This window comes from bacterium, assembly GCA_040753085.1.
In the GTDB taxonomy this organism is placed as follows: Bacteria; UBA9089; JASEGY01; order JASEGY01; family JASEGY01; genus JASEGY01.
Genome location: JBFMHI010000022.1, coordinates 1 through 20,979 on the forward strand (window position 1 = coordinate 1; position 20,979 = coordinate 20,979).

A 20,979-nucleotide genomic window follows, 5' to 3' on the forward strand; every position below is an offset into this window, starting at 1 on the left:
AGCCTATCCCAAAACCTCTCCAGTGTGACCAGAAGCCGAGTTTCTTCAAGAAACCAGGTTTCTATCGCGGAGGTTTTGGGATAGGCCATTAGTCGCAAGCTTTCACAGCAAGGTGAACCGTCCCAACAAACCTTTAATAAAGCACAAGACTTTCACAAAACACAACCTATCCATCGCGGTCAGGAAGGATGAAGTCCACTAAGAACAGTCTTTATATAAAGTGCCCTATTTTTTAAGGCATTGAGTGTGGCTCTGGTGGCAGGCATTTTTGGTGTAGAAGAATCCTCGCAGTCATTGCACCCCAGATAGGTGGTTCAATCCCTGAAAGTGAAAGGCTTAAATCACCATATACCTTAAGGTTGATGATGATAGGGAATTTTCTTCAGCCTTCAGTCTTCAGCCTTAGGCGCCTGTCTTTCTTCGGGAATCAGTTTTTCGCTTTCCTTATACCTCTCTGGTTCAATATACTCGTATTCGACCTCTCGCCTTCCTTCCTTTGGTTTAATATACTTGTATTCAACCTCCCATCTATCTATAATCGGTTCTGGCTCTCTCTTTATCTCCGGCTCTGGCGCTGCTTCTGGTTTTGGTTTCGGCGCTACTATCTTTGGCTCTATTATCTCTCTCTTTGGCTTTGGCTTTCTTTCCTCCCTTTTGGGCTTAGATACTTCAGGCTTGACTTTTGGTAGTTCAGGCTCGATTTTTTCGGCCTTTTTAGGTTTAGCTCTCAGATCAAGGCCAAAGGAGACCTTATGAACCCCGTCTAATTTATCGCCTGCCGAATAGGCATAGTCTAAGCCATAATTCTTTATTCTAAATCCTAAGCCGACAGAGAGGCCGGAGAGGGATTCAATCTCGGTGCTTTCTCCCTTAAGATTATACCCCGCCCTTAAGGCCAGGCTGGGGATGGCCCAATATTCTAAGCCGAGATTAAAACCAGCTCGCTGGCCCTTTATCTTATGCATATCGGCGGCCATAATAAGTCGATGGGCCAATAAGGAGTAAGAGCCTCCCAATTTAATAGTAAGGGGTAGAGAAAAGTCTTCCTCGACTAAACTCGCTTTAGGCCCCAGATTCTGAATAACCAGCCCAAGTTTGATGGGGTGTCTCGGTAAGTGGTATACTCCCCCTGCATCCAGGGCAAAATGCTTCTCACTTTTATTATCTATTCCCTCATGGATTAGCTTAAGCCCTGCTCCGAGCGAAAGTCCGGGGAATATCTTACGGGCATAAGATAAAATAATAGCCCCATCAAAGGCCCCAAAGCTTCCCTCTGAAGACCCATCCTCGGCCCATTTTTCCATATCCCCTGAAGAAAGTCCGATAAGGCCAAGCCCAAGACCGGCCTTATCTCCCAAGGGTTGAACATAGCCCAGATAGGTCGCGGATATATCTTCCAGCCACAAGGTGTGGGCAAAGCCTAAGCTTCTTCCGGTAATTTGACTGATCCCAGCCGGATTCCAGTAAGGGGCGGTGGGGTCATCGGCTACAGAGACAAAGGCCCCGCCCATACCAGAAGCCCTTCCTCCCTGGCCTATATTAAGGAAGGCCGAGGCCGTGGTCCCGGCCGACCTGTCCGTGCCGGCCGCTCCAGGCACACAGAGGCAAAGGAGCCATATTAGACTGATCGTGGTTACTTTCTTTATCATTTTTCCCATTCCTTCTTAAGACTCGATGCTGGATGCTCGATGCTGGATACTCGATGCTCGATGCTCGATGCTGGATACTCGATGCTGGATACTCGATGCTGGATACTCGATGCTCGATGCTCGATACTGGACACTGGATCCTTTACGAGCATCGAGCATCCAGCATCGAGCATCAAGCTAAGATTCTTGTCCTCGGTCATCTAATTAGCTCCGCTTATCTAATCACTGCTATCTTCCCGCGTTGTGAGCCTTTCTCTGACTCCACCAGATAGATATATATGCCGTAAGACATTTCAGCTCCGTCCTCATTTTTAATATTCCAGACAGCCTCTTGCCCGATTATCTCTGTGCCCTCTTCATCGAGGGTCCGGACCAGTTCTCCGCTTACATCAAAGATATATACCTTCAGATTAGAATCAATCGGCAGATTGGTTATCCATACCTTATTCCCTTGGCAAGGGTTGGGGTAGGGATAAGCTTCGCTGGTTATTGTCTCTATGGTGGTAAAGGACCACGGATTGGGAACAAGAGGATCGCCCAGCAGATTGCCCTCGGTATCCTGCCCGCCGGTGATCTCAAATCTGTAGACAGTTGATGCCTCGAAGGGATTACGGTGGTGGAAAGTGGCTTCGGTATCGGCCTCGTTCCATGTGACGGTCCAGCCGTAGGGCCAGGTATCGGCCCAGGTCACCGCCGCCGTATCCATTGGCTTGGAGAAGATAACCACCACCGGTTCATTAAGGACCACCGCCGTCTCTCCATTGGCCGGAGAAGTGGAAACAATCCGAGGTGGCTGGGATAGACTCAAGGTGGTAAAGAACCACGGATTGGGAACAAGGGGGGTGTCCAGTGGATTGCCCTCGGTATCCTGCCCGCCGGTGATCTCAAATCCGTAGACAGTTGATGCCTCGAAGGGATTACGGTGGTGGAAGGTGGCCGCTGTATTAGTCTCGTTCCAGCTTGCGGTCCAACCGCCTGGTAAGGTGTCAGCATAGGTTACACTGGCTGGATTCATTGGCTTAGAGAAGACAACAACTACAGGTTCATTAAGGGCCACCGCCGTCTCTCCATTGGCCGGAGAAGTGGAAACAATCCGAGGTGGCTGGGGTAGACTCAAGGTGGTAAAGAACCACGGATTGGGAACAAGAGAAGTGCTCAGCGGATTCCCCTTTATATCCTGGCCGGCGGTAATCTCAAATCCGTAAGTGGTGGATTCCAGGAAGAGATTGCTGTGGTAGAAAACAGCTTGGGTATTAGCCTCGTTCCAACTGACGGTCCAACCGCCTGGTAAGGTGTCAGCATAGGTTACACTGGCTGGATTCATTGGTTTAGAGAAGACAATAACCACAGGTTCATTAAGGACCACCGCCGTCTCTCCATTGGCCGGAGAAGTAGAAGCAATCCGAGGTGGCTGTAGACTTCGGGTGGTAAAGGACCACGGGTTGGGAACAAGGGGGGTGTCCAGCGGATTGCCCTCGGTATCCTGCCCGCCGGTGATCTCAAATCCGTAGGCAGTTGATGCCTCGAAGGGATTACGGTGGTGGAAGGTGGCCGCTGTATTGGCCTCGTTCCAGGTGACGGTCCAGCCGTAGGGTAAGGTATCGGCCCAGGTTACCGTAGCCGTATCCATTGGCTTAGAGAAGACCACAACGACAGGTTGATTAAGGGGCACTTCAGTCTCTCCATCGGCCGGCGAAGTGAAAACAATCCGAGGTGGCGGGGGTAGACTCAAGGTGGTAAAGGACCACGGATTGGGAACAAGGGGGGTGTCCAGCGGATTGCCCTCGGTATCCTGTCCGCCGGTGATCTCAAATCCGTAGGCAGTTGATGCCTCGAAGGGATTACGGTGGTAGAAGGTGGCCGCTGTATTAGTCTCGTTCCAGCTTGCGGTCCAACCGCCTGGTAAGGTATCGGCCCAGGTTACCGTAGCCGTATCCATTGGCTTAGAGAAGACCACAACGACAGGTTGATTAAGGGGCACTTCAGTCTCTCCATCGGCCGGTGAAGTGGAAACAATCCGAGGTGGCTGGGGTAGACTCAAGGTGGTAAAGGACCACGGGTTGGGAACAAGAGAAGGGCTCAGCGGATTCCCCTTTATATCCTGGCCGGCGGTGATCTCAAATCCGTAAATGGTTGATTCCAGGAAGAGATTGCTGTGGTAGAAGACAGCTTGGGTATTAGCCTCGTTCCAACTGGCGGTCCAACCGCCTGGTAAGGTGTCAGCATAGGTTACACTGGCTGGATTCATCTGTTCTGAAAAAGTAACCACGATGGGTTGATTTAATTCAACTCCAAGCTGGCCGTCTTTGGGACTAACCTCGGTGATCTGTGGAGGAATCCCCAGGGTAGTAAATCCCCATAAGTAAGGGATATTAAATAACTCAAGGCCGAAGGCATCCTGTCCGCCGGTGATCTCAAAGCCGTAAGTAGTCAATTCCTCGAAGAGATTACTGTGGTAGATGGTGGCCTCGGTTTCGGCTTCATTCCATGCTACTGTCCAATGGCCAGGCAAGGTGTCAGTATAAATTAGACTGGTGGTGTTCATAGGTTGGGAGAAAGTGACGATAATCGGTTGATCCAGAGCAACTCCTACGGCGTTACGCTTCGGTCTGACCGCCGTGATAAAGGGGTTAATCCCCGTGGTGGTAAAGCTCCAGGCATAAGGCAGATTAAGCAGTTCGCTACCGGTCAGATCCTTTCCTCCGGTAATCTCGAATTCATAGACAGTCATTTCCTCAAAGGGATTAGAGTGAGAGAAAGTGGTCTGAGTTTCGGCCTCGTTCCAGCTTACGGTCCAACCTCCGGGTGAGATGTCAGTATACGTGACCGAGGCTGTATTCATGGGTTCAGAGAAGGCAACGATCACCGGCTGATCCAGGGAGACCCCAACAGTCTCTTGTTCGGGATTGACTTCGACGATAGTTGGGGGAAGGTCAATCGTGGTAAAATTCCAGGCATAAGGCATATTGGGCAAAGAGCTTCCGAATAAGTCCCTTCCACCGGTAATCTCAAAGCCGTAGGTGGTCGATTGATGGAAGGGATTGGCGTGATGGAAGGTGGCCGCTGTATTAGCCTCGTTCCAACTAGCGGTCCAACCGCCTGGTAAGGTGTCAAGGTAAGTGACCGAGGCGGTATTCATAGGTTCAGAGAAGGTAACGATCACCGGCTGATCCAGGGACACCCCGACCGCGTCTTGTTTTGGGCTCACTTCAATGATAGTTGGGGGAATATCAATCGTGGTAAAATTCCAGGCGTAAGGCAGATGGCGCAGTGAGTTGCCGGCCTGGTCTGTTCCTCCGGTGATCTCGAATCCGTAGGTGGTCGATTGATTGAAGGGATTGGAGTGATGGCAGGTGGCCGCTGTATTAGCCTCGTTCCAACTGGCGGTCCAACCGCCTGGTAAGGTGTCAAGGTAAGTGACCGAGGCGGTATTCATAGGTTCAGAGAAGGTAATGATCACCGGCTGATCCAGGGACACCCCGACAGCGTCTTGTTCCGGCCTGACTTCAATGATAGTGGGGGGAATATCAATGGTGGTAAAATTCCAGGCGTAAGGCAGATGGCGCAGTGAGTTGCCGGCCTGGTCTGTTCCTCCGGTGATCTCGAATCCGTAGGTGGTCGATTGATTGAAGGGATTGGCGTGATGGAAGGTGGCCGCTGTATTAGCCTCGTTCCAACTGGCGGTCCAACCGCCTGGTGAGGTGTCAAGGTAAGTGACCGAGGCGGTATTCATAGGTTCAGAGAAGGTAACGATTACCGGCTGATCCAGGGGCACTCCGACGGCGTCTTGTTCCGGGCTGACTTCGATGATAGTGGGGGGAATATCAATCGTGGTAAAATTCCAGGCGTAAGGCAGATTGGGCAAAGAGCTTGCGAATAGGTCCCTTCCACCAGTAATCTCAAAGCCGTAGGTAGTGGATTCCTGGAAAAGGGTATGATAAATGGTGACCTGAGTGTCAGTCTGGTTCCAGCTTGTCCACCAGCCGCCCGGCCATGTGTCGGTAAAGGTAAAGCTGCTGGTATCCATCGGCTTACTGAATGTAACGATGACAGGCTGCTCCAGCTCAACCTCAGTGGCGCCTGGTTTCGGAGTGACTTCAGTGATAACCGGAGGCTCCACTTCCGCTTCCGTGGTGAATCTCCAGGTGTAGGGCAGATTGGGCAACGAATTCCCGGCCAGGTCTGTGCCTCCGGTGATCTTAAAGCCGTAGGTAGTGGACTTCTCAAAGGGGGTGTGGTTTAAGGTAACCTGGGTGTTGGCTTCATTCCATGCCACGGTCCAACCTCCGGGTAAGGTATCGGTGTAAGAGAAAGAGGCGGTGTGCATCTCTTCCGAGAAGGTGATAATGATCGGCTGAGTAGTGCGGACGTCCGTCGCATTCGGTGGTGGGGTGATCCGAGTAATAACTGGGGTGTCACCATGGGTGGTGAAATTAATAGAATAAGGTAAGGGGTTCAGGTCTCGGTTATTCTGGCCTTTGGCCTGGTTGATAGTAAAGGTGTAACGTGTTGATTCCTCAAATTCAGAGTGGGAGAAGGCCGCTTGGGTATTATCGGGTTCATTCCAGGCCACTGACCAGCCGCCCGGATCAGGGGTGGAGGTAATCTGGAGGCTATCTTTATTCATCGGCTTACTGAAGGTGACGACCATGGGCTGATTTAGGGGCACATTATCTTCGCCTGGTTGAGGGTCGGTGGAGACAACAGTAGGGGCAGGCGATGCTAAAGTGGTGAATGACCAAAAATAGGGCAGATGGGGCAGGGGGTTTCCGGACAGATCAGTTCCTCCGGTAAGTTCAAATCCGTAGGTAGTCGAAAACTCAAAGGGATTGTTATGATAAATCGTGACCTGGGTGCCTTCTTGATTCCAACTGGTCCACCAGTTGCCAGGGAGGGTATCAGTGTAAGTCAAGCTCTCCGTCTTCATTTTCTTAGAGAAGGTGATAATGACCGGCTGAGTAGTGAGGACGTCTGTGGCATTCGGTCGTGGGATAAGGCTGGTAACAAAAGGAATGTCCGCCGTGGCAAAATTAATGGAGTAAGGTAGGGGATCAAGGTCAAAGCCATTCTGGCCCTTGGCCTGCCTGATAGTGAAGGTATAGGCCGTTGAGTTATTAAAATCGGCATGGTAGAAAGTCGCCTGGTCGTCGGACTGGTTCCACTTTACTGACCAACCACCGGGATCAGGCGTGCAGACCGTCTGGAGGCTGGCTTTATTCATCGGCTTACTGAAGGTGACGACCATGGGCTGATTTAGGGGCACATTATCTTCGCCTGGTTGAGGGTCGGTGGAGACCACAGTAGGGGCAGGCGCTTCTAAGGTGGTGAATGACCAAAAATAGGGCAGATTGGGCAGGGGGTTTCCGGAGAGATCGGTTCCTCCGGTAAGTTCAAAACCGTAGGTAGTCGAAAACTCAAAGGGATTGTTATGATAAATCGTGACCACCGTGCCTTCTTGATTCCAACTGGTCCACCAGTTGCCAGGGAGGGTGTCCGTGTAAGTCAAGCTTTCCGTCTTCATTTTCTTGGAGAAGGTGATAATGACCGGTTGAGTAGTGAAGACGTCTGTGGCATTCGGTCGTGGGGTGATCGCCGTGACAAAGGGAATGTCCTCGGTGGCAAAGTTAAGGGAGTAAGGTAGGGGATCAAGATCAAGGCCATTCTGTCCCTTGGCCTGTCTGATGGTGAAGGTATAGGCCGTTGACTTATTAAAATCGGCATGGTAGTAAATCGCCTGGCTGTCGGACTGGTTCCACTCTACTGACCAACCGCCGGGATCAGGGGTGCAGACAGTCTGGAGGCTGGCTTTATTCATCGGCTGGCTGAAGGCGATGATAATGGGGTCATTGAAGCCTACCGTCCCTGCCCCGTTCTGGGGTGAAGTTGAAATCACCAGTGGTGGTTCACTCAGGGTCGTAAAGGTTACTGGATAGGGTATATTGGCCAGGGAATTGGCGCCTGGATCCATTCCTCCCGTGACCTCAAAATAGTAGGAAGTGGCTTTCTGGAAGGGGGCATGAGAAAGAGTCGCTTGGGTATTGAGGCCATCGTTCCAGTTCACGGTCCAGTGGCCAGGATCAGGCGAGATGGCAAAGGTAAGCGTTGCCGGGGCCATAGGTTCAGAGAAGGTAATAACCATAACCTGGTCCAAGGGGACCTCAATAGAGCCGGTGGAAGGGCTAACCGCCACTACGGTTGGGGCGGTATCCTCGGTCATAAAGGCCCAGGGGTTAGACATTTCTCCGGGGACCAGCTCCAGGCCGGCCAGGTCCTGGGCCTGGGTGATATGAGCCATGTAAGCGCTGCCCTGGGTGAAGTTATTATGGGAATATGTGACAGCGGTTCTGTTTTCATTCCATTGGGCTTGCCAACCGCCCGGATCAGGGCTGACTTCCAGGATTACCGAGGTTGTATCCATTGGCTCGGAAAAGACCACAATGACCGCTTGATCCAGGGGGGTCTGGTTGAATCCCGGTGAGGGGGTGGCCGCCATAATCGTGGGGTTGGCGCCGGTTATCTTAAAGGACCATGGATTAGGGGCCGGGCCAGCGGCCAGATCATTTCCGGCCATGTCACGACCGGCTGCCTCTAATACGTAAGTCCGGGCTTCACTAAATCCAGAATGGGCATAAGTAACCTCGGTGTTTCCCTGATTCCAGCTTACGGTATAATCTTTGATATCCGGATTTGAGGTTAAGATAACCGATGAGGTATCCATCGGTTCGGAGAAGGTGATGACGATGTCTTGACTCTGGGGCACTGTTTCAGACCCGGCCACTGGAAGCGTGGACAGAATAGTCGGGGCTTCACTCCAGGTGGTAAAGGCAATCCGGTCAGGTAAGGGGTCTAAGTCAAGGCCGGCCAGGTCTTTTGCTTCGGTAATGGTAAAGATGTAAGCCGTTGATTCAGTAAAATCCGTGTGCCTAAGAGTAACCTGGCTGTCGGAGTCGTTCCAGCTCACTGTCCAGCCGCCGGGATCAGGGGTCGAGGTAAAGTTGAGGCTGCTGGTATTCATCGCCTCGGAAAAGGTGATGATGATGTCCTGATCACGACTTATGTTGATTGCCCCGGTTTCCGGGAGAGTAGAAACCACCGTGGGAGACTCACCGAAGGTAGTGAAATTAATGGAGTAGGGCAGGGGGTCTAAGGAAAGCCCGGAGGGATCGTTAGCTACGGTAATGGTGAAGGTATAAGCCGTTGATTCAGTAAAATCCGTGTGGCTAAGCGTAACCTGGCTGTCGGCGTCGTTCCAGTTCACGGTCCAGCCGCCGGGATCAGGGGCCGAGGTGAAGTTGAGGCTGTTGGTATTTATCGCCTCGGAAAAGGTGATGATGATGTCCTGATCAAGGCTTATGTTGGTTGCCCCGGTTTCCGGGATAGTAGAAACCACCGTGGGAGACTCACCGAAGGTAGTGAAATTAATGAAGTAGGGCAGGGGGTCTAAGGAAAGCCCAGATGGATCGTTAGCGGTGGTAATGGTGAAGGTATAAGCCGTTGATTCAGTAAAATCCGTGTGGTTAAGCGTAACCTGGCTGTCGGCGTCGTTCCAGCTCACTGTCCAGCCGCCGGGATTAGGGGCCGAGGTGAAGTTGAGGCTACTGGTATTCATAGTCTCGGAAAAGGTGATGATGATGTCCTGATCAAGGCTTATGTTGGTTGCCCCGGTTTCCGGGATAGTAGAAACCACCGTGGGAGACTCACCGAAGGTAGTGAAATTAGTGGAGTAAGGCAGGGGGTCTAAGGAAAGCCCGGAGGGATCGTTAGCTACGGTAATGGTGAAGGTATAAGCCGTTGATTCAGTAAAATCCGTGTGGCTAAGAGTAACCTGGCTGTCGGAGTCGTTCCAGCTCACGGTCCAGCCGCCGGGATTAGGGGCCGAGGTGAAGTTGAGGCTACTGGTATTCATAGCCTCGGAAAAGGTGATGATGACGGTTTGGTCAAGGGTGACGCCGGTGGTGCCATTTTCCGGAACAATAGAGGCGGTTGGATGCTCGCCTACAGTAGTAAAGTGGAGGGCATAGGGCAGGCCAACCAAATCAAGTCCAGAGGATTGATCTTTGGCTCCGGTGATAGTAAAGGTGTAAGGAGTTATCTCGGTAAAATTGTTGTGGGACAAAGTGACCTCAGTATCAGAGGCGTTCCAGTTTATTACCCAACCGCCGGGATCAGGGCTGCAAGTGGTAGTAAGGCTGGCTCTATTCATCGGCTCAGAGAAGACGATAATAATATCCTGATTCCAGTCGACGGTGTCTGCCCCTTCCTTCGGGATAGTAGAAATAACCGCCGGCGGCCCGCCGGCAATAGTAAAGATGAGGGGATAGGGGAGGGGGGTTAAATTGACCTTGGCCTTATCCCTGGCGGCCGTAATGGTAAAGGTATAGGCTTGACCTTCTGTAAAATCTTGATGGCTGAGGGTGGCCTGGCTGTCAGAGCCGTTCCAGGCTACTGACCACCCGCCCGGGTTAGGGCTGCAATTGAAATTAAAGGAACCCGTATCCATCGGCTCAGAGAAGACAATAATAATCTCCTGGGTCCTGGCGGCCGTTGTGGCTCCATCTTCCGGGAGGGTGGAAACTACGGTAGGGGCCTGGCTAATAGTGGTGAAGGTGATAGGGTAGGGTAGCAGGGTTAGATTACATCCCTTCAGGTCACTGGCCTTCGTTATAAAAAAGTTGTAGGTGGTATTTTCGGTAAAGTTATTGTGAGATAAGATAACTCGAGTAGTTCCCGCCTGCCAGAGGGCGCTCCAGCTGCCGGGATCAGGATTGGAGGTAAATTGGAAACTGTTGGTATCCATAGCTTCAGAGAAGGTGATAGTCAAAGATTGATCAAGGGTTACGCCGGTAGCGCCGCTGAGCGGATCAGTGGCTATTACCGTGGGTGATAGGCAAGTAGTGGTGAAGGTAATAGAAAAGGGTAAAGGAGCTAAGTTATTGCCGACTAAATCCCTGGCCGACGTGATGGTAAAGGTGTAGGGAGTTGACTCAGTAAAGTCATTGTGCCGGCAGGTGACTTGAGTCTGGGCGCCGTTCCAGCTCCTCGACCAGCCGCCGGGATCAGGGTTGGAGGTAAATTGGAAGCTGCTGGTATCCATAGCTTCAGAGAAGGTGATAATAATGTCCTGATTAAAGGCGACACCTCCTTCACCATCCTGGGGAACCGTTAAAGTTACGGTTGGGGCGTCGCTCACCGTAGAAAATGGGAAGGCATAAGGTAGCGGATCCAGGTTTTTGCCGTCCGAACTTTTTGCCTGGGTGATGGTAAAGATATAGGCAGTTGACTCATTAAAGTCATTGTGCCGGCAGGTAACTTGAGTCTGGGCGCCGTTCCAGCTCCTCGACCAGCCGCCGGGATCAGGATTGGAATTGAAGTTAAAGCTGGTTACATCCATTTCCTTAGAGAAGGTAATGATAATATCCTGACCACGGGCTACGCCGGTTGCCCCGCTCGCCGGCGTAGTAGAGACCACCGTAGGCGCGGGGATAAAGAGGGTGGTGAAGGTGACCGGATAGGGCAGGGGGTCTAAGTTATTGCCGACTAAGTCCCTGGCAGAAGTGATGGTAAAGGTGTAGGGAGTTGACTCAGTAAAGTCATTGTGTCGGCAGGTGACTTGAGTCTGGGCGCCGTTCCAGCTCTTCGACCAGCCGCCCGGGTCAGGATTGGAGTCAAAGTCGAAGTTGTTTACATCCATCTTTTCCGAGAAGGTGATAATAATATCCTGATTAAGGTTCACCCCGGCGGCGCCGTTGGTCGGAATAGTGGAAACAACGGTCGGAGCAATACCGGCCGTGGTGAAGGGAAAGGCATAAGGTAAAGGAGCCAGATCAAGGCCGGTTTTATCTTGGCCAGCGGTAAGGCTAAAGGTATAGGTGGTGGATTCGTTAAAGTTATTGTGTGCGTTAAAGTTAAGCACAGTATCGCCCCCGGTCCAGATGAAACTCCAACCCTCTGGATTAGGATTACAAGTAGCTATAACCGTCCCTGTGTTCATAGGCTTGGAGAAAGTAATGATTACAGGGGCATCAAGAGCTACATTTGGCTCGCCGCTGTCCGGGTCAGTGGAGAGGACAGTTGGGGCGGCTTGTCCGGTGGTAAAGGCAATGGGGTAAGGTAAGGGCATCAGGGGATTATTCTCATTATCTTTAATCTCTAATATCCGGAAGGTATAGGTGGTATTTTCCTTAAAGGGAACGTCGGGGGGGTGGCTAAGTGTTACCTCCGTATAATTCGGATTCCAGCTAACTTGCGAAAATGGATTAGTCGGGGTGCAGTCATACCAGGCGCCTACAGGAGGCCACATTGGCTCAGAGAATACTATGATCACAGGCTGATATATATCCACTCCCGTAGCGCCGGTGTCAGGAATAGTGCTGATGACAAAAGGGTTGGAGGTAGTAGTAAATGACCAGGGATTAAGCGTAGGGTCATCAACCAGAGATTGACCGGATAGGTCCTGGCCGGTGAGGCTGAAGGTATAGGCCGTGCCTTCCGTAAAGAAATTATGGTCATAAGTAACCTGGGTATTGATTCCGTTCCATTCTTCTGTCCACCCCCCCGGATCCGGGCCGGACTCAAGATTGAGGGCAACAGTAGGGGTGTTCATAGGTTCAGAGAAGGTAACTACTATCGGCTGGTTTAAAGGGACATTGGTAGCCTCAGGTGTCGGGCTGACGCTAATAAGGGAGGGCGGGAGATTAATGGTGGTGAAATCAAATTCATAGGCCGTGGTCATCCAAACTCCGGCCTGATCCTGTCCGCCTACCTCTACGTGGTAATCGGTCTCTTCAGTAAACCCCGCATGGGTGTATGTAGCCTCAGTTTTATTGGCGTTCCAGTTTGCCGTTAGAGACACCGAAGGGGTAATGGTTATATTTACGGTGGGGGTATTCATCGGTTCGCTGAAGGTGATGATAATGGATTGATTAAGGCCCACCGTATCATCCCTATCTTGAGGATTAGTGGCCATCACCTCAGGCGGGTCATCCAAGGTCTGGAAATCCCAGGGATTACCTACCGGCCCGGCACACAGATCATCGCCATCCAGGGCAGATTGCCCGGCCGTAATCAGGAAGGTATACCATTTATATTCAGCAAAGGCAGTAGAGTGAGAGAAGGTAGCCTGCGAGTCGGCGGCATTCCACGCTACGGTCCAGTTGCCCGGGTCAGGACTGACCTGAAACGAAACCGTGCTTTTATTCATTGGCTCAGAAAAGATAACCACCACCGGCTCATCCCAGGCAACATCAGTCTTTCCGTCAGAGGGACTGGTCCAGGTGATTTGAGGGCAGACATAGACGGTAGTAAATGACCAGGGATTAGGCACGCCTCCGGCGGCCAGAGTATTGCCAAAATCATCCTGACCGGTTATTTCACAGGTATAGGTTGTCTCTTCATCAAAGAGAGTGGCGTGGGTATAAGTAACCTCTGTTCCGGCCGGATTCCAGGAAGGGGTGAGAACGCCTACACTGGGGGTTAAGATACAGTTAACACTGGCGGTATCCATAGGCTTAGAGAATCGTATCCAAATATTGGCATCAAGTTTCACATTTCCGTTAGTAGGAAAGATGGCGGTTATTTCCGGTGGGGTCAAAAGGGGTTCAAGATGGTTGTACCAGATCTCGGCCATAACCTCGTAGCCAACCGGATTGGGATGGATACTATCAGCGCATAAATAATCATTAATACGCGGTTTAAAGGCACTATAGTGGTCTACGTATTCGATTAAAGCCCCTGTATCGTTTTCCCAATCTGAAACTAAATTCCAGATGCCGTCATTAAGAGCTTCTACCTGGGCATTATTACAATTGAAACCGGGGAGGCACGTGCTGCCAAAAGGTATTATGCCGGCTACCAATATATAGGTAGAGGGATCGTAATTGTAAATTTTGGTGATTATACCCTCAATATCCTGAAGGGTTGAAGTAACGACATCGCCTGTGGGGAGGCTATCATTCTGCAAGATGTCATTTGTTCCTATGTGAAGGAGGATAATGTCTGGCTGATATGTATTAAGGTAGGCAAGACTAAGAAGACCTTTTATTTCATCAGCCCTATAGCCAGAATAACCGGAATGTTTCTTGTCTACGAAGTCTGGGGGGCCGGCCGTATTAGCGCCCACAAAATTAATGGTGGCCTGAGCTGGATCAATAAGTTCATCCAGGTGCCGCCGATATCCCACGAAGGTGTCAGGCTCACAACGGGGGGTGCTGCAACCACAACCATAAGTGATGGAATTACCCAGGGGCATTATCTTAGGTGTTTGAGCCCAGCCTGTGACAGGCCCAAGGAAAAGGGCCAAGAGGCTGAGCAGTATCCCCAAACCGATCCGAGCCGCGACCGTTAGGGAGCGACCACCGGCGCCTTCTATCCATCGGCAGTTGCCTCCTCTATCGGCTTTCATCGCGCTGAGGTTTGGGGATAGGTTCTTAGCTATCTCACGATCTATTTGGAGCATAGTTTAGTTTCACCACCGAGACACAGAGACTCACAGAAATCTAACTGCAAATATCGTGCCAATTCTATCGAGGGGTTAAGATAACTATAAATACTAGAAAAGTGATGTCACATGGCTCTCTTAGGTGCAACGAAAGTTTACAATATGCCTTTACATTTTCACTAATATACAGTATCTTTCTTCCTTTTGTCAAGTTATTTTGTCAAGCGTTCTGAAAAATATCGACAGGTAGGCTGAAGGCTGAAGGCTTTTAGGGACAGTCTTCAGCCTTCAGCCTTCAGCCTATCTGCCTGAGTAGTTACAAAAATGATTGACAAACTTACAAAAGTTAGTTACAATGGAAGAAAATTGGAGAGTGGGAAGCTGAGAGTTGAGAGTTGAGAAATGGGAAGTCTCCCCACTTTCCACTCTGAAGAGGAGGATAGAACAATGGTCAATGTTGACATCAAATCTTTACTCCGCCGGCTTAATGGTTTCTGTACCCGGTCGCTGGAAGCAGCGGCCGGCCTGTGTGTCTCACGCACTCACTACGAGGTGACCATTGAGCACATGCTATTGAAGATGATGGAAGAGCCTACGGCTGATCTGCAACATATCTTGCGGCATTTTGAACTGGAGCCGACCCGGCTTCAACGGCGGCTACAAAGGGCCATCGAAGAACTCCGGGCCGGGAATGCCGGCAAACCGGTCTTTTCTCCGCTGCTGATGGAATGGTTTCAGGAGGGATGGCTGCTGGCTTCGATCGACCTGGGACTAAATGAGATTCGGTCTGGTGTCCTATTGACTGCTTTAATGGCCAACCCTGGCCGGTACACGGCTGGGGCTTATCTGGATGATTTGCAAAAGATTCGGCCCGAGGAACTCCGGCGAGGCCTGCTTGACATCGTCGCAGGATCGTCCGAAGGCCCGGCTCGAGCGGCTAAGCCAGAAGCGGCGGCGCCTGGTGAAAAACGGGGCCCGCGGGCGGATACGGCCCTGGGCCGCTACACCATAGATTTTACCGGACGGGCCCGGGAAGGCGAAATCGATCCTGTCTTCGGCCGTGACCAGGCCATTCGGCAGATGGTTGACATCCTGGCCCGACGGCGAAAGAATAATCCTATTGTGGTGGGTGAGGCCGGTGTTGGAAAAACCGCGGTAGTGGAGGGCCTGGCCCTCCGCATCGTGGAAGGAAATGTCCCCTCTGTGCTGAGTAATGTCGAGATACTGGGACTTGATATGGGTCTGCTGCAAGCCGGGGCCGGGGTGAAAGGTGAATTTGAAAACAGGCTGAAATCGGTTATCTCTGAGGTAAAGGAATCCCCTACGCCGATCATTATGTTTATTGACGAGGCCCATACTCTGATCGGGGCCGGAGGAGCGGCTGGCGGGGGCGATGCGGCCAACCTGCTCAAGCCGGCCCTGGCCCGTGGAGAACTGCGGACCATTGCCGCTACCACCTGGTCTGAATATAAGAAATATTTTGAAAAGGACGCTGCCCTGGCCCGTCGGTTTCAGGTAGTAAAGATTGATGAGCCTTCAGAAGATGACGCTATTGTTATGCTTCGTGGGCTGCGCGATAGATATGAATCATCTCACCAGGTGCATATCCATGACGAAGCGGTCGTAGCGGCTTCCCGGCTGTCCAGCCGCTATATCTCCGGCCGGCTGCTGCCAGATAAGGCCGTTGATCTGCTCGATACATGCGCCGCCCGGGTTAAGGTCGCCCTCACCACCAAACCGGACGTGCTCGAAGACATAGGCATCAGGATTGGAACCTTGGAGCGCGAGCTGGAAGCCCACCGCCGGGATATGGCCGCGGGTGTGCCGGTGGAGACGTCTCAGATCCAGGAATTAGAGCAGCAGATTGCCCAATCGCGGGATGAGTTCGCTGATCTGGAAGGGCGCTGGCAGCGGGAGAAGGAAGCGGTCGAAAAAGTCCTGGCTGTTCGAGACAGAATCCAACGCACCGAACACAGAACCCAGATGGCCGAAGCCGAGACGAAAGAAGAAGAACCTGCGGCCGAAGAACCCACAGTCGTCGAAGACCTTAAGGCGCTTCGGAAGGAATTGAACACGGCCCTGGCTGAATTACAGGAGATACAGGGCAAAGAGCCCCTGATCCACATGGAGGTCAACCCTGAAGTTGTGGCTAAGGTGGTCGCCGACTGGACCGGTATACCGGTGGGCAAGATGGTCAAGGATGAGGCCCAGTCAATCTTGAACCTGGAAAAGGAGTTGGAGAAACGAATCAAGGGCCAACCTTACGCCCTGGAGGCTGTCTCTCGCGGCATCCGGGCCTCCAAGTCCGGCCTGGGAAACCCACGCGCCCCCATTGGCGTCTTCCTCTTTGTAGGTCCCAGTGGTGTCGGCAAGACCGAGCTTGGCCTGACCGTAGCGGATACCCTCTTTGGGGGTGAACGTTTTATGGTAACTATCAACATGTCCGAATTTCAGGAAAAACATACGGTCTCCAGGCTGATCGGCTCACCGCCGGGTTATGTCGGCTTCGGCGAGGGCGGGGTGCTGACCGAGGCCGTCCGTCAGCGGCCGTATTCGGTGGTGCTCCTGGATGAGGTGGAAAAGGCCGACCCGGAGGTGATGAACCTCTTTTACCAGGTATTTGATAAGGGCATGCTGGCCGATGGCGAGGGACGGGTGATTGACTTCAAAAATACCATTATCTTTATGACCAGCAACCTGGGCGCTGATATTATTACGGGCATAAGCGCCGGCCATGCCCAACTGGAGTCAAGGCAAATTATCGAGGCGATCCGTCCCATCCTGAGCCAGCACTTTAAGCCCGCCCTGCTTGCCCGGATGACCATTGTCCCCTTTTTCACTATCTCTATGGAGGCGATGAAGGATATTACCCAGCTTAAGTTGAACCAATTAGCCGACCGCCTTCAGGCCAGCCACAAGATGGCCTTTGAATATGAGGAGCAAGTGGTGGACCAGATCGCCGAACGCTGCACCGAGGTAGAAACCGGGGCCCGTAATATCGACCATATTATGCAGGGGACACTCCTGCCCCGCATCTCCACCGAGATCTTACAGCGAATGACTGAAGGCCCGCTGCCTGACAAGCTTCATTTGGGTATTAGTAAAGGGGGTGACTTTACCTTTCAGTTTTCTGACCAGGTTCAGACAGCGGCCTCTAAGGCCAAGAAGCCCTCGGCGGGTAAGAAAAAAAGAGGCGGCCACAAAAAGAAGGAGGCTCGGTAATGCAGCCATTAATTCATAAGGTTGTTAATGAGTTAAAGGCGAATATCTCTGATAAATACGAACTCCAGGAAATGAGAGTATTTGGTTCCTCAGCGCGCGGAGATCGGAGAGCAGATTCGGATATTGATGTGTTTGTGCACCTTTCCCAGGTGAATCGTCAGATAGAGGAAAATTTATTCGATATGGCTTATGATCTGGAGCTAAAGTATGATTGCCTTATTGACTTGATTGTTTTTGGTGACGAGGCAGTGAAGGAAAGGTATGCCAGAACACCGATTTACCAGAAAATTTTTACTGAAGGGACGGCCGTATGAAATCAGAAGATGCTAAGGCCTTGATTTCTTATAGAATGGAACGGTCCAAAGAATCTATTCAAGCCGCGGAGATAATGCTTGAAAACGGGATGCTTGCCTCCTCGATGAATCGGACTTACTATGCCATGTTTTATGCTGTTCAAGCGCTTCTTGTTTTACATGGTGTTTCCTTTTCAAAACATGGGCAAGTCAAAGGATATTTTAACCGCGAATTGATCAAAACAGGCATCTTGCCTATCGAGATGGGAAGATTGTACAATAAGGCTTTTGAATATCGGCAACAATTTGACTATGTGGATTTTGCTGTGCCGGATCGCGACCTGGTTTCTGAATATATTGAAAAGGCAAGGGAATTTCACCTGAAGATTCATGAGTATATTCAGACTCAGCAGTCAGAATCAGGATGAGGTGAATTATGTATGTTTATGTGGTGGACGATAGGTTGGGTAATCGGTGGGGACGTCGGTTGATAAACAGCGGGTGGCTGAGATTCGCCCGGGGACGGCCGGGTCCGAAACGGGTTATTAGAGTCAATGAAGGCTGGTCGATAGACCGGATCTGTCGAAGGATAGGTGAGGCCGGTATGATTCGAATATTATACCTCTGTGGTCATGGCCGAACCCATCGAGAACGGGGCTATGTTGAATTAGGCCACGGCTTAAGTGTAGAGAGTGCCCGCAGTTTTGAGCTTCTAAGGTATCATTGGGCCGGTCGTTATCCGCGAATTGAAGTCCACTCTTGCGGGGTGGCCAGCGTTACGGTTACCAGGTGTCGCCCAAATCCGAACTATGATGAGAATTATATGTGGAATACTGAACGATCCCGGATATGTACTGGAACTCCCGGTCCTACTGCGCCAGGACACAGAATTATGCAGGCCTTAGCCGATGCAGCCGGGGTGCTGGTAATGACCGGAGTTGATGACCAATGGCCGGACGCTCGATTTCAGTTCGAAGGGCCGGTTAGACATTACCGGCCAGCGGAATATTTTATTGCCGAAGAAGACCTAAGGGGGTATAATGTAGGTGGCGGGCTACTTCAGGGCAGTGTAACTCCCCAGCCACTAAGGCGCTAAGACACAAAGAGACGTAATCTTAGTGTCTTGGTGGTTGAGCCATTACGGAGGCGTTAAATTATGCCAGTTATTCGATCATCAAGTGAGGCAGATTTTACCTTTGAAGCTCAGGACTATTCTGGTGAACTGAGGGTAGTTAGCTTCAGTGGCAGCGAAGGGATATCATCGCTTTTTCGATTCAGCCTGGAATTGGCCTCGGAAGATGCCGAGATTGACTTTGAAACCATTGTGGGCAAGCCGGCGATCTTGACCATTTACGGGGAAGAAAGGGAGCGGTATGTCAGCGGAATTGTGAGCCGCTTTGAACAAAACGCTGTGGGGGCTCGGTTTACCCAATATTCGGCCGAACTTGTTCCGGCTGTCTGGCTGTTGTCCTACCGATACAAGTGCCGCATCTTTCAAGAAAAGACCGTGGAGGAGATCATTACCCAGGTGTTAGAGGAAGCAGGCATCCCCAGCGATCGATTCAGGTTCAGCCTGCAAAATCAATATCAACCCTGTGAGTATTGTGTCCAGTATCAAGAATCAGAGCTGAATTTTATCTCGCGGCTGATGGAAGAGGAAGGTATCTTCTATTTCTTTGAGCATACTGACAGCGGCCATGTCCTGGTTATGGCCGATAGTGACAGTGTTCATGTGCCGATTGAATCACCGGATACGGTAATCTTTCATGAGCCAAGGGGTGGAGTGCCCAGCGAAGAACACGTCTCTGAGTGGAGCTATTCTGAAGAGGTTCGTCCTGGGGCGGTTATGCTGCGGGACTTTAATTTTCAGCAGCCAACCCTGGACCTTCAAAAAACGGCTGACGCCGGACGTGACACGGCCCTGGAAATCTACCATTATCCTGGTGAATATCAGACGGCGGAGGCCGGGCAAAATTTAGCCGCTATCCAGTTGGAAGAATTCCAGGCCTCTCGTCAGATCGGGGCAGGCAGCAGCGTTTGCCGGCGATTTCTGCCGGGTTTTCGTTTCACCCTTGACCAGCATCCCCGCGCCTCCTTTAACCAGGAATATCTGCTCACCAGTGTTTCTCATACCGGTTCCCAACCTCAGGTATTAGAGGAGGAAGCCGGAGGGGGCGGCGGTGCCGTGTATGAGAATCAGTTTGGGGTGATTCCCTACTCCACCCCTTACCGTCCTTCCCGAACCACCCCTAAGCCCAGGGTCCAGGGAACGCAGACGGCCATTGTGGTTGGGCCGAGTGGTGAAGAGATTTACACCGACGAGCATGGCCGGGTAAAGGTGCAATTCCATTGGGACCGGGAGGGTCAAAACGACGAGAACAGCTCCTGCTGGATTAGGGTCAGCCAGTTATGGGCCGGCGCTAACTGGGGGGCGATGTGGATCCCGCGTATCGGCCATGAAGTGATCGTTGACTTTCTGGAAGGCGACCCGGATCGACCCATCATCACCGGCCGGGTCTATCACGGCGACAATCGGCCGCCTTACCCTCTACCGGATGAGAAGACCAAAGGCACCATTAAATCAGATAGTTCATTAGGCGGCGGCGGTTCTAATGAAATCCGATTCGAGGACAAAAAGGGCAGTGAAGAGGTTTATATCCATGCCCAGAAGGATATGAACGAAAAGATTGAGAATAATATGAGCACCAGTGTGGGAAACGACCAATCGCTTAGCGTCGGCCATGATCGGACTAAAACCGTCCAAAACGACGAGAAGAATACCATCCAGAACAATCGCACCACCGAAATCAATGATGGTGACGACAAATTGACGGTCAAAACCGGTGACCGCATTATCGAGATCAACACGGGTGATCACAAACTTACCGTCAAAACCGGCCACCGGCTTGTCGATGTCGATACCGGTAATGATAAACTTACCGTCAAAACCGGTAATCGGGAGGTCGAAGTCAATACCGGTGATGATAAACTTACCGTCAAAACCGGTAATCGGGAGGTCGAAGTCAATACCGGCGATGAAAAACTGACTGTTTCATCTGGAAGCAAGACTGATACAATCAAGGGGCCATACGAGATAACCGTCAACAGCGCTCATTTTAAAATCAAATGCGGCGGCAGCGAACTTATTCTCAATCACAGCGGTTTAATTGAAATTAAGGGTAAGGATATCAACATCCAAGGAACAGGCGGTGACGTCAAGATCAAAGGTATGAACGTTGAATCGAGTGCTGATGTCTCCAACAATACTAAAGGGGCTATGGTGATGTCCGAGGCGAAAGGAATGAATGTCATCAAGGGCGGCATGGTCCAACTCAACCCCTAGAGGCTGTCTGAAAAGTCCCGTTAGGGACGACATGTT

The 20,979-nt window shown here is 51.4% G+C and carries 8 protein-coding genes; 6 read left to right on the plus strand and 2 right to left on the minus strand.

All coding sequences use genetic code 11. The features are described from left to right. Window positions 1–389 precede the first annotated feature (389 nt). A complete protein-coding gene (locus AB1797_04245) occupies window positions 390–1,649 on the minus strand; it encodes a PorV/PorQ family protein (protein MEW5766823.1) in 1,260 nt (419 codons plus the stop codon). 25 nt (window positions 1,650–1,674) lie between these two features. Here AB1797_04245 and AB1797_04250 point away from each other — a divergent pair, with 25 nt between their 5' ends. Then, window positions 1,675–1,830, plus strand: coding sequence for a hypothetical protein (locus AB1797_04250; GenBank protein MEW5766824.1), 156 nt, complete (start codon window positions 1,675–1,677; stop codon window positions 1,828–1,830). 33 nt (window positions 1,831–1,863) lie between these two features. On the opposite strand, the gene AB1797_04255 is transcribed toward AB1797_04250, so the two are convergent. Continuing rightward, window positions 1,864–14,049 carry an Ig-like domain-containing protein gene (locus AB1797_04255; protein MEW5766825.1) on the minus strand — a complete coding sequence of 4,062 codons (12,186 nt, stop codon included), beginning with the start codon at window positions 14,047–14,049 and terminating at the stop codon, window positions 1,864–1,866. Window positions 14,050–14,532: 483 nt separating this feature from the next. Between AB1797_04255 and tssH the strand changes: the two genes are divergently transcribed. The 5 genes from tssH to tssI are packed head-to-tail and all read left to right on the plus strand — an operon-like array spanning window position 14,533 to window position 20,943. Then, window positions 14,533–17,307: a type VI secretion system ATPase TssH gene (gene tssH, locus AB1797_04260; GenBank protein ID MEW5766826.1), complete on the plus strand. Its 2,775-nt coding sequence runs from the start codon at window positions 14,533–14,535 to the stop codon at window positions 17,305–17,307. Beyond that, window positions 17,307–17,621 (plus strand): nucleotidyltransferase domain-containing protein, encoded by a 315-nt coding sequence (locus tag AB1797_04265; GenBank protein MEW5766827.1) that lies wholly within the window; start codon window positions 17,307–17,309, stop codon window positions 17,619–17,621. Before tssH ends, AB1797_04265 begins: the two co-directional genes overlap by 1 nt. Then, complete coding sequence (locus AB1797_04270; GenBank protein MEW5766828.1) at window positions 17,618–18,028, plus strand: HEPN domain-containing protein; 411 nt, start codon at window positions 17,618–17,620, stop codon at window positions 18,026–18,028. The genes AB1797_04265 and AB1797_04270 overlap by 4 nt, the downstream gene beginning before the upstream one ends. Window positions 18,029–18,036: 8 nt before the next feature. After that, a complete protein-coding gene (locus tag AB1797_04275) occupies window positions 18,037–18,696 on the plus strand; it encodes a hypothetical protein (protein ID MEW5766829.1) in 660 nt (219 codons plus the stop codon). Window positions 18,697–18,756: 60 nt separating this feature from the next. Next, on the plus strand, window positions 18,757–20,943 hold the full coding sequence (gene tssI, locus AB1797_04280) for a type VI secretion system tip protein TssI/VgrG (GenBank protein MEW5766830.1): 2,187 nt from the start codon (window positions 18,757–18,759) through the stop codon (window positions 20,941–20,943). The last annotated feature ends 36 nt before the right edge of the window (window positions 20,944–20,979 follow it).

Coding starts and splice junctions, on each gene's coding strand:
- tssH (MEW5766826.1), top strand. CDS start 14,533: ATGGTCAATGTTGACATCAAATCTTTACTCCGCCGGCTTAATGGTTTC.
- AB1797_04275 (MEW5766829.1), top strand. CDS start 18,037: ATGTATGTTTATGTGGTGGACGATAGGTTGGGTAATCGGTGGGGACGT.
- AB1797_04245 (MEW5766823.1), bottom strand. CDS start 1,649: ATGATAAAGAAAGTAACCACGATCAGTCTAATATGGCTCCTTTGCCTC.
- AB1797_04255 (MEW5766825.1), bottom strand. CDS start 14,049: ATGAAAGCCGATAGAGGAGGCAACTGCCGATGGATAGAAGGCGCCGGT.
- AB1797_04250 (MEW5766824.1), top strand. CDS start 1,675: ATGCTGGATGCTCGATGCTGGATACTCGATGCTCGATGCTCGATGCTG.
- AB1797_04265 (MEW5766827.1), top strand. CDS start 17,307: ATGCAGCCATTAATTCATAAGGTTGTTAATGAGTTAAAGGCGAATATC.
- tssI (MEW5766830.1), top strand. CDS start 18,757: ATGCCAGTTATTCGATCATCAAGTGAGGCAGATTTTACCTTTGAAGCT.
- AB1797_04270 (MEW5766828.1), top strand. CDS start 17,618: ATGAAATCAGAAGATGCTAAGGCCTTGATTTCTTATAGAATGGAACGG.